Below are 9,402 nucleotides of genomic sequence, written 5' to 3' on the forward strand. Positions count from 1 at the left end.
GGCAGGCACAATACCCACGGCGTGACTCATGGAAGGAATTCGGAATATGAGACGACTGTCCGCACTGGCTGGAGCTTGCGCGGCGGTCGCGCTGCTGGGCCTGACGGCATCGCCGGCCGGAGCCGACCCGAACAACATCAATCCGATTCCCGGACTGAACGGCATCAACGGATTGCCGCAGCTCCCGGGCCCGACACAGGCGGTCTACCAGGCCACCGGGATGGCCTCGCCGAACCGGACCCAGAACCAGAACGTGCTGGGCACCGACCTCGGCATCATGTGGGGCGACGGGCGCGGGCAGATGATCACCGCCTACGGCGACACCGCCGGCCTCGGCGTGCCGAACGTGCTGGCCGGCAGCATCTGGGCGTGGCGCTCGAACGTGCTGTTCCGCAGCCCGGCCGACGCGGACCCGGCGGCGGGCGTGAACTACACGAGCTTCGTGGACAATCCGCTGCCCAGCCCGAAGATTCCGGGCATCGAGATCAGTTTCATTCCGACCGCGGGCATCTCGGTCAACGGCGTGCAGTACATGTCGATGATGTCGGTGCGGGAGTGGGGCCCGGACGGACACTGGGACACCAACTTCTCCACCCTGGCCGTCTCCGGTGACGACGGCCAGTCCTGGGCGCAGCTGCCGACCACCCGCCGCGGCAACGAGAACGGCTTCCAGAGTTTCCAGCAGAACGCCTTCCTGAAGGCCGGCGGCTACGTCTACAAGTACGGCACCCCGGCGGGCCGCAACCAGCCCGGATTCATCTCGCGGGTCAAGGAAGCCGATATCGCCAATATCGACGCCTACGAGTACTGGGACGGCGGCGCGTGGAAGCCGAAGGACGCCAACGCCGCCAAGCCGATCGTCGGCGGCGTGGGCGAGCTGTCGGTGCAGTGGAACGCGCATCTGGGCCAGTACGTGATGCTGACCACCGATCCCTTCGACTCCGTGGTCATGCGGACCGCGCCGAACCCGGAGGGCCCGTGGAGTGCGCCGCGCGTCCTGGTCGACGTGCGCGATCTGCCGACCATGTACGCGCCGATGATCTACCCGTATCAGACGGGCAGCGACCTGTACTTCCTGCTCACCATGCACAACCAGTACAACGTCGTGCTCATGAAGACGCCGCTGTAGAAGTGCGGGAGCCGGAGGCCGCGAGGACATGAAGACGGCTCCGTGCGGTTGCCGGGTCGGGGGTCTGGCAACTGCACGGAGCCGATCTGATTATCGGGACCGGGCTCGGGGTGTTACACGATTCGTTTCGACACCGGAGAAATTTTCGATCGGGGCAGCGGGGACAATCGAGAGCGGTGGCGGTGCAGGGCGCTGGTCTCCCGCCGCGGTACAGCAGCAAGCAGAGCTCGGACCTGCCGAAGCTCGGACGACTCTAGGAGAAGAGTATGCAGCTGGGAATGATCGGGCTCGGCCGAATGGGTGCCAACATCGTGCGGCGCATCGTCAAGGACGGTCACACCGCGGTCGGATACTCCCGGCACGAGGACCAGATCAAGGAATTCACCGACGAACTGGGCGACAGCTTCCAGGGCGCGACCGACTACCCGGCCTTCGTCGCGCTGCTCGAGAAGCCGCGCGTGGTCTGGGTGATGATTCCGGCCGGTGCGACCGGCGCGGTCATCGACCGGATCGCCGAACTGCTGGAACCGGGCGACATCATCATCGACGGCGGTAACAGCCGCTACCACGAGGACATCGAGCGGGCCAAGGCCCTGGCGCCCAAAGGCATTCACTACCTCGACATCGGCACCTCCGGCGGCGTGTGGGGGCTGGACCGCGGCTACTGCCTGATGATCGGCGGCGAGGCCGAGCAGGTCGCCCATCTGGAACCGCTTTTCCAGTCGATCGCACCGGGTGTCGACGCCGCCGAGCGCACCCCCGGTCGCACCGGTGAGCCCTCTCCCGCCGAACAGGGCTACCTGCATTGCGGTCCCGCCGGTGCCGGACATTTCGTAAAAATGGTGCACAACGGCATCGAATACGGCGCGATGGCCGCCTACGCCGAAGGCCTGAACATCCTGCACAAGGCCAATATCGGCAAGGAACTCGACGACGCGCATTCGGCCGAGGTGTCCCCGCTGGAGAATCCGGAGTACTACCAGTTCGACATCGACGTGCCGGAGGTCACCGAGGTGTGGCGGCGCGGTTCGGTGGTCGCGTCCTGGCTGCTGGATCTGACCGCGGCCGCGCTGCACGCCGATCCCGACCTGACCAGCTTCGGTGGGCGAGTGTCGGATTCGGGCGAGGGACGCTGGACCATCCACGCCGCGATCGACGAGGGTGTGCCCGCCCCGGTGCTCTCGACCGCGCTGTACGAGCGGTTCTCCTCGCGCGGTGAGGCGCTCTACGCGGACAAGGTGCTCTCGGCCATGCGCAAGGCGTTCGGCGGGCACAACGAGCTGCCGGGCACGTAGCCGCAGGCGCAGTTTTCGCGCCCGGTTCAGCTCAGGCTTTCGACGGCTCGGCCGACCATGTCCAGCGCCGCCAGTGGTCCGAAGGTGAGCAGGTAGCCCAGTCCCCAGAGGAATGCCATGATGTCTCCGCTCAGTCGAATTGCCGGTCGAGCCAGTCGATGGTCTGCATGCCGAACAGGTCGGTGCCCCAGCCGTAGAGGTCGGTGAGCATGGTGACCATCGAGCAGTCCGTGGGCTGGTAGGTGACGTCGGTGCCCTGCGCCCGGTAGGTCTCGGCGAGATCGCGCGAATCGGCCGCCGGGACCAGCGACATCGGCGAATCGTCCTTCGCGCACGAGGCGATCAGCACCTTGGACTTCGGCGCATCGGACCGGCCGAGCCGGTTGTCGTCGAACACCGGCTGGAACGCCGGCTCGTCGGCGGGACTCAGCCCCGAGTCGAACATCGCCCGCAGCGGAACGAACGGCATGCTGAAGTACGCGTCCTGGCATTGACCGCGGAATACGTCGGCCACCGCCCGGCCGGCCTGGTTCAGCTTCGAATCCAGCCGCATCTCAGGATATTTCGGCTCCAGCCCGAGCAGGGTCGCGAACGCGAAGCCCGAACCCACCGATCCGTCGGCGACTCGCATGAAGTTGCGCGGGTCGACCACCATGCCTTCCAGCACAGTGGATTTCACATTCAGCTCGGGCGCGTAGGAGGGTTGCAGTTCGGCCGAGAAGCCGGCACCGACACCGCCACCGGCGATCCCGAACAACGCGATTTGAGCCCGCGGGTTCAACTCGGCCTCGGGGAAGTTCAGCGCCGCGCGGGTGCCGTCGAGCTGAGTGTGCGCGGCGTACTTACCGGCGAAGACGCCGTGCGGGGCGCGGTCGGCGTCGTTGCCGACGTCGGAGATCATCACTGCGTAACCCTTGCCGAACATCAGCGCCAGCGGGCCGAGCGCCGACCAGGACGCGCCGTCCAGCGGATCGCCACCGGTCCACTGGGTGCTGGGATGGCAGTTCCAGCCGACGCTGTCGTTGGCCTCCTGATAGGAGACGACGTGCTTCTCGTGCGCGGGCTTGCCGTCTCGCGGAATCATCAGGATTCCGGTGCTGATCGCCGGAGTGCCGCCGTCGCGTTCGGTGGTGACGTACATCAGCTTCCAGGCGTCGAGATTCGCCGGCTTCACACCGGTGAACATCACGTCGACCTTCTTGGCCTTCAGCACCGTGCCGGGCTTCTCCGTACCGGTCAGCGGCGGTTCCCGATAGAACGGATCGTCGGCCCGCAGCGCCTGGAAGGCCTCCTGCGGGCTCGCCGGGGTGGAGCCCTGGAGCGAGCCGACGACGAATCCGTTGAACACCTGATTCGGAGTGGGTGTCTGCGGCGCAACGGGTTCCGCGTCGGCAATTCCGGACACTCCGGCGCCGGCGGCACAGACCAGCGCAAGGGCGGTCGCCGCCGCCACTGTGTACCTTCTCATCAGCCCTCCTGGCCCGCCGGTGTGACCGTCATTTCCTGTGCCGCCGAACCCAGCAGTTGCGGGATGTTCAGCAGCGGCCGATGGGATTCCAGCTGCACCTCGTACGGGGTTCGCAGCGTGGCTTCCAATGCGGGCCAATTGTTTTCGACCTGCCACTTGTATTTGGGCAGCAGTTCGGTGGTGATGTAGTCCCAGCGGTCGTCGAATGCCGACCAGTTCCAGCTCGGCAGCGGCAGGCCGAGGATCATCGGGCGGCCGTCGGCGCCGGTGAAAGGCACGCGCACGGGCCGGAATTCGCGGGGCGGTACGACACCGGCCACCGATGGCGAACCGGCGGCGCCGCTGAGGTAGGTGATCGCCGCACCGACCGGCCCCTTGTAGTCGCGCACCTGGTCCCACTGCGCGCCGATCGCCCACTGCTGTTCCCGGCGCAGCAGGGCCGCATTGCCGGCGGCGATCCGATCGCGCGTGCCCGAGGCCACATCGCGCCAGGCATTCATGATGTCGGCGCCGAACAGTCCGGCCCGCTCGAATTCCGCGAGCGCGGCGAGACCACCGGTGACGTAGGCGTCGTGCATCGGCATCAGGTCGGAGAAGATGTTCTTCTGCATCACCAGGATCATGCCGAGAATCCAGTGCAGGTCGCCGGGGGTGATGCGCGGTGCCGCGTCGGCCAGCGCACACAGTCCCTCCGGCAGCATCGCGACCGCCTCCGGGCCGGCCGTGCGCTGGACGGCGCCGAGGACGGTATGTGCGGCGTCGGCGATACCGGGCAGGTCGTAGAGGGTTCCCATCAGTTCGGCGTCGACGAGGCCGCCACCGAAGTCGGCGCCGACCTGACCGCCCATGCCGGCCCACTGCAGTTCGCGGTGGCCGAGTTGCAGATTCTCGTAGTAGCGATAGGACTTGATCAGATTGTCGCGGTTGGCCTCGACGCCGGTCCGCGGATCCCAGCTGCGCAGGTCGATACCGGCCTTCTCGGTGGCGTCCACCAGCCAGTACTGATACAGCAGTGCGGCGTACCGAGTCGGCGTCACGCCCTCGGCCCGCGCCTCGTCGAGCAGGCGGCCCAGTTCCGCGCGGTCGTAGGGCAATTCCGGATTCACCCCACCGGGCGAGTGGGCGGCATCGCGATTGACCAGCGGCAGGTCGAGATACCGGTCGAGATCGGATGCGGCGGCGGCCGGGGCGGCGCCGAGTGCGCCCAATCCGACGACCGCCGCGAGAATCAATCCGGCGCCGCGCGCAATTGCGCTGATACGCATACGTCTCAGCCCTCCGCTATCGGTTCGATGATGGATCGGCGGATTTCCGCCGGGATCGGTAGCTAATCAATAGCCGAAAGCAATAGGACGCGATTACGTCCGCTACCAGGGCGGGAACGCTCCGCGAATACTCGCCAACCAACTAGCGACCGTAAGGTTACCGGGAGATTATCAATCGCGGCTGCTGCTGCCACCCGATCCCGACCGGAGCAGGCGTCGACATTCTGTTTCTATTGCCGGATGGAATTAGCTGGTAGTTGACCGTTTATTCGGACTGCATCGGTTACGGAAGCAGTCCGAGGCGAACACCAATCGGATGACCGATATCACAATTCGATAACTTCGGTATTACCGGCGGCGGTGCTTTTCAACCATCGACAACGTGGGACGCGGCGGGCGGAACGAGTTCCGGTGGCCCGGGCCCGGTGTGCGGCTTCCGGGGCAGGGGCGCGGTCGGCGACCACGGGTAGGTTCCGGCGCCTCGAACGGCTACGGTCGGTCCATGCGCAACGTTGCCGGGATCGTCCTCGCAGTAGCCGCAGTCGCCCTCGCGGGGTGCTCCGGCGGTGGGGGCTCCACCTCCACCACCACCACGACCGGCCCCAGCGCCGCACCGGGCACGACGGGCGCCACCCCCGCGACCACCACCACCGGTAACCAGCAGGACTGCGCCGCAGGCTATCTCGCGCAGTTCACCACGCGGCAGAAGCTGGCGCAGCTGCTCACCGTGGGCGTCAAGAACGCCGCCGACGCCGAACAGGTGGTGCGCGGGGAACAGGTGGGCGGCATCTTCGTCGGCAGCTGGACCGACCAGTCCATGCTGTCGGGCCAGGGACTCGACCAGGTGAAGGCCGCCGCGCGCACACCACTGATGGTGACCATCGACGAAGAAGGCGGCCGGGTCTCGCGGTTGCAGAACCTGATCGGGCAGGCGCCCTCGGCCCGGGTCGCCGCGCAGACCATGTCGACCGACGAGTACTACCAGCAGAGCCTGGCCCGCGGGCAGGCCATGAAGAAGCTCGGCATCACCGTCGACTTCGCGCCCGACGTGGACGTCAGCGACGAGCCCGACGACGCGGTGATCGGCGACCGGTCCTACTCGCAGGATCCGCAGGTCGTCACCGACTACGCCGGCGCCTACATCCGGGCCATGCACGATGCCGGTGTCGGCGCGGTGATGAAGCACTTCCCCGGCCACGGGCACGGGTCCGGCGATTCCCACACCGGCGCGGTGCGCACGCCGCCACTGGATCAGATGCAGCAGGTGGATCTGGTGCCGTTCCGGAACCTGATCGACTCCGGCGCCGCGGTGATGGTCGGCCATCTGGACGTTCCCGGGCTGACCACGCCCAACGTTCCGGCGAGCATCAGCCCGCAGGCGATGGCACTGCTGCGCCAGGGCACCGGCTACAACGCCAAGCCCTACGACGGCCCGATCTTCACCGACGACCTGAGCGGCATGGCGGCCATCACCGCCCGGATGGGCATCGAGGACGCGGTGGCCGCCGCCCTGGAGGCCGGCGCCGACGACGCGCTGTGGATCAGCACCGACGCCGTCAGCTCGGTGCTCGACCGGCTCGAGCAGGAAGTTCGCGACGGGAAGCTGACCATGAAGCAGGTCGACGATTCGGTCCTGCGGGTGGCCAAGTACAAAGGCATCCAGCTCCCCTGCTGAGCCCGGCTTCGGCGAATCGGCGGCAATTCGTTGTTCTCCGAAACTTACCTTGGAGTAAGATAGGGGTTTCGATATGGGCTAGGAGTGTGGATGGCAGGCGGAACGAAGCGGCTTCCCAGGGCGGTTCGTGAGCAGCAGATGCTGGACGCCGCCGTCGAGGTCTTCTCCCGAAAGGGATATCACGACACGTCGATGGATGCCATCGCGGCCGAGGCCAAGATCTCCAAGCCGATGCTGTATTTGTACTACGGCTCCAAGGACGAACTGTTCCGGGCCTGCATTCAGCGCGAGAGCGCACGGTTCATCGAGGCCGTAGCGGTGGCCGGCAACCCCAAGCTCACCCCGCACGAGCAGCTGCGGGCCGGGCTCGAGGCATTCCTGTCCTATGTGGACAACAACCGGCTGTCGTGGTCGGTGCTGTATCGGCAGGCCCTCGGGCAGCAGCCGTTCGCCTCCGAAATCGCGAACAGTCGCGAGCGCATCATCGAACTGACCGCGAAACTGCTCGAGTCGAGTGCCAAATACGCCGAGCCCGGAACGGATTTCGACATCGTCGCGGTGGCGGTGATCGGCGCGGGCGAGGCGATCGCCGACCGGATCGCCAGCGGTGAGGTGGATGTCGCCAGCGCGGTCGACCTGCTGGACAATCTGGCCTGGCGCGGTCTGGCCGGTAAGAAGAAGGCCGAGTAGTACCGGCGAATCGCGCGGTCCGAGTTGCGCGGCGCCGTCGGCACCTGCCAGAGTGCGGATTGCAACAGACGGCCGGATTGCCGATGCGGCCGCCGATTCAACGGGGCGGAATTGTTCGGACTTCTCACGCCGTGCGCGCACAGCGCGGCGAAATACGGCCTGGACGCGGCGGATTGGCGCACGCATATGTGCGGCCTGTGCCTGGGCCTGCGCGACGGGCACGGCCAATTGGCCCGCACCGCGACCAATACCGATGCGATCGTGCTGAACGTGCTGACGGAAGCACAGGCCGGCGAGTCCGCGCGAACCGCGGCCGGACCGTGCGCGCTGCGTGGGATGCAGCGGGCCTCGGTCGCCGCGGCCGAATCCCCCGGGGTGCGGCTGGCGACCACCGCGTCACTCCTGCTGGGAGCGGCCAAGATTCGCGACCACGCCGACGACGGCGATGCGGGCCCGCTGGTCCGGCGGCCCATGCGGAAGGTGGCCGATCGCTGGTTCGCCTCGGCGCGCGCGAACGCCGCCGACATCGGGCTGGATATCGAACCGCTGATCGCCGCGATCGGCCGCCAGGCGGAACTCGAACAGGCGGTGTGGATTCACACGGCGTGCGGCGGGCAACCGCGTTTGCAGGCGGCACACGGGCGCGGGGCTGCCGCGATCGACTCCCGGGGCTCCGACATCGAAAGCGACACGCGGACAATCGGTTCCACACCGGCCGAGCTGCTCGCCACACTCACCGAGCCGACACAGATGTGTGCCGCGGAACTGTTCGCCCACAGCGCGGTGCTGGCGGGCCGACCGGAGAACACGCCGGCGCTCCGAGATGCCGGATGGCATTTCGGCCGCATCGCTCACCTGGCCGACGCCATCGAAGATCTGGACGACGACCGCCGCCGGAATCGCTTCAACCCGCTGCTCGCCAGCGGAGTGAGCGCCGAAGAGGCGCACGGCCTGCTGCGTGAATCCGACGCCGAAATCCGCCGCGCGCTACACCAGGCGAAGCTCGCCCACGTTCCCGCCGTCCGCTGGCTGCTGCTCGATCCGTTGCGCGGTGTCGTCCGGAAGCTGGGCCGAGCCGCGGCCGTAGCATGCGGCGACGCGAAAGCTGCCTGCGGCTGCGGAAAACGCGGCGGCCGAACGCTTTCCGACGGCGCCGATGCCGACGCCGCAGTACAGCTGCTGGGCTACCCTGTGGCGGCCGGGCACATTCGGCCCTCGGCAGCCGCAGCGGCCGTTACGGCGCAGCAGCCCTATCAGCCGAATCCCTACCAGCCCGGGACGTATCCGGCGCCGCCGCCGTATCAGCCGAACCCCGCTGGGCCGCAAATCGATCCGTCACCCTACCCCGACCAGGGACCGTATCCCGCGAGCCCGGTGCAGCCCTACGACATTCCGCCGCCGTTCGGCGATCGGCCGCCGAGCGATCCGTATCCGCCCTCGGACGAGCCGCCGCACGAGCCCCCGCGACGGCCCACCTTCTGGCAGGGCGTCGGGATCATCTGCGGGGTGTACTGCACCGGATACGCCTGCTGTGGCGGGCATCGGCGGCCGTGCAGCGGTGAACACCGGGATGCCTGGATACAACGCTGCGACTGCGATTGTGACGACTGCTGCGACTGCGAGGGCTGTGGCGATTGCTGCAACTGTTGCAACAGTTGCGGCGACTGTGACTGCGATTGCTGCGGCTGCGACTGCAACTGCTGACCCGGCCGCCGATCGCCGGCCGGAACGGCAACAGCCGCCCACCTTTTCGCCTCCGCCACATATCGAATCCCCCATGCGATCCGATATGCGGCCGCCGAGAAGGTGGGCGGCTGCTCGTGCCGTTCGCTGCTCAGCGCAGCGTCGCGGTCAGATGAGGGTAGCCCTTCTTCGGATGT

The 9,402-nt window shown here is 67.4% G+C and carries 7 protein-coding genes; 5 read left to right on the top strand and 2 right to left on the bottom strand.

What is annotated here, in order from left to right:
- Positions 1–46: 46 nt before the first annotated feature.
- Together A5789_RS18120 and gnd are read left to right on the top strand one after the other, a co-directional pair.
- Positions 47–1,129 (top strand): DUF4185 domain-containing protein, encoded by a 1,083-nt coding sequence (locus A5789_RS18120; protein WP_064906776.1) that lies wholly within the window; start codon positions 47–49, stop codon positions 1,127–1,129.
- A 266-nt stretch (positions 1,130–1,395) separates the two neighbouring features.
- Positions 1,396–2,424, top strand: a complete 1,029-nt coding sequence (gnd, locus tag A5789_RS18125; protein ID WP_030514258.1) for a phosphogluconate dehydrogenase (NAD(+)-dependent, decarboxylating) — start codon at positions 1,396–1,398, stop codon at positions 2,422–2,424.
- Between the two features lie 130 nt (positions 2,425–2,554).
- Here the strand turns inward: gnd and A5789_RS18130 are convergent, their stop codons facing one another.
- Together A5789_RS18130 and A5789_RS18135 are read right to left on the bottom strand one after the other, a co-directional pair.
- Positions 2,555–3,892: a lipase family protein gene (locus A5789_RS18130; RefSeq protein ID WP_064906775.1), complete on the bottom strand. Its 1,338-nt coding sequence runs from the start codon at positions 3,890–3,892 to the stop codon at positions 2,555–2,557.
- Positions 3,892–5,157, bottom strand: coding sequence for a hypothetical protein (locus A5789_RS18135; RefSeq protein ID WP_064906774.1), 1,266 nt, complete (start codon positions 5,155–5,157; stop codon positions 3,892–3,894). Before A5789_RS18135 ends, A5789_RS18130 begins: the two co-directional genes overlap by 1 nt.
- A gap of 502 nt (positions 5,158–5,659) precedes the next feature.
- Here A5789_RS18135 and A5789_RS18140 point away from each other — a divergent pair.
- The 3 genes from A5789_RS18140 (at position 5,660) to A5789_RS18150 (ending at position 9,226) form a co-directional block, all read left to right on the top strand.
- Positions 5,660–6,832, top strand: a complete 1,173-nt coding sequence (locus A5789_RS18140; RefSeq protein WP_064906773.1) for a glycoside hydrolase family 3 N-terminal domain-containing protein — start codon at positions 5,660–5,662, stop codon at positions 6,830–6,832.
- 90 nt (positions 6,833–6,922) lie between these two features.
- Complete coding sequence (locus A5789_RS18145) at positions 6,923–7,522, top strand: TetR/AcrR family transcriptional regulator (RefSeq protein ID WP_030514254.1); 600 nt, start codon at positions 6,923–6,925, stop codon at positions 7,520–7,522.
- A 111-nt stretch (positions 7,523–7,633) separates the two neighbouring features.
- Positions 7,634–9,226, top strand: coding sequence for a DUF5685 family protein (locus A5789_RS18150; RefSeq protein ID WP_064906772.1), 1,593 nt, complete (start codon positions 7,634–7,636; stop codon positions 9,224–9,226).
- Positions 9,227–9,402 lie beyond the last annotated feature (176 nt).

Source organism: Nocardia sp. 852002-51101_SCH5132738 (genome assembly GCF_001665695.1).
Lineage (GTDB): Bacteria > Actinomycetota > Actinomycetes > Mycobacteriales > Mycobacteriaceae > Nocardia > Nocardia nova.

Bases quoted from the DNA above. Each gene is read 5' to 3' on its own strand.
- A5789_RS18130 (WP_064906775.1), bottom strand. From the start codon at position 3,892: ATGAGAAGGTACACAGTGGCGGCGGCGACCGCCCTTGCGCTGGTCTGT.
- A5789_RS18140 (WP_064906773.1), top strand. From the start codon at position 5,660: ATGCGCAACGTTGCCGGGATCGTCCTCGCAGTAGCCGCAGTCGCCCTC.
- A5789_RS18145 (WP_030514254.1), top strand. From the start codon at position 6,923: ATGGCAGGCGGAACGAAGCGGCTTCCCAGGGCGGTTCGTGAGCAGCAG.
- A5789_RS18135 (WP_064906774.1), bottom strand. From the start codon at position 5,157: ATGCGTATCAGCGCAATTGCGCGCGGCGCCGGATTGATTCTCGCGGCG.
- gnd (WP_030514258.1), top strand. From the start codon at position 1,396: ATGCAGCTGGGAATGATCGGGCTCGGCCGAATGGGTGCCAACATCGTG.
- A5789_RS18120 (WP_064906776.1), top strand. From the start codon at position 47: ATGAGACGACTGTCCGCACTGGCTGGAGCTTGCGCGGCGGTCGCGCTG.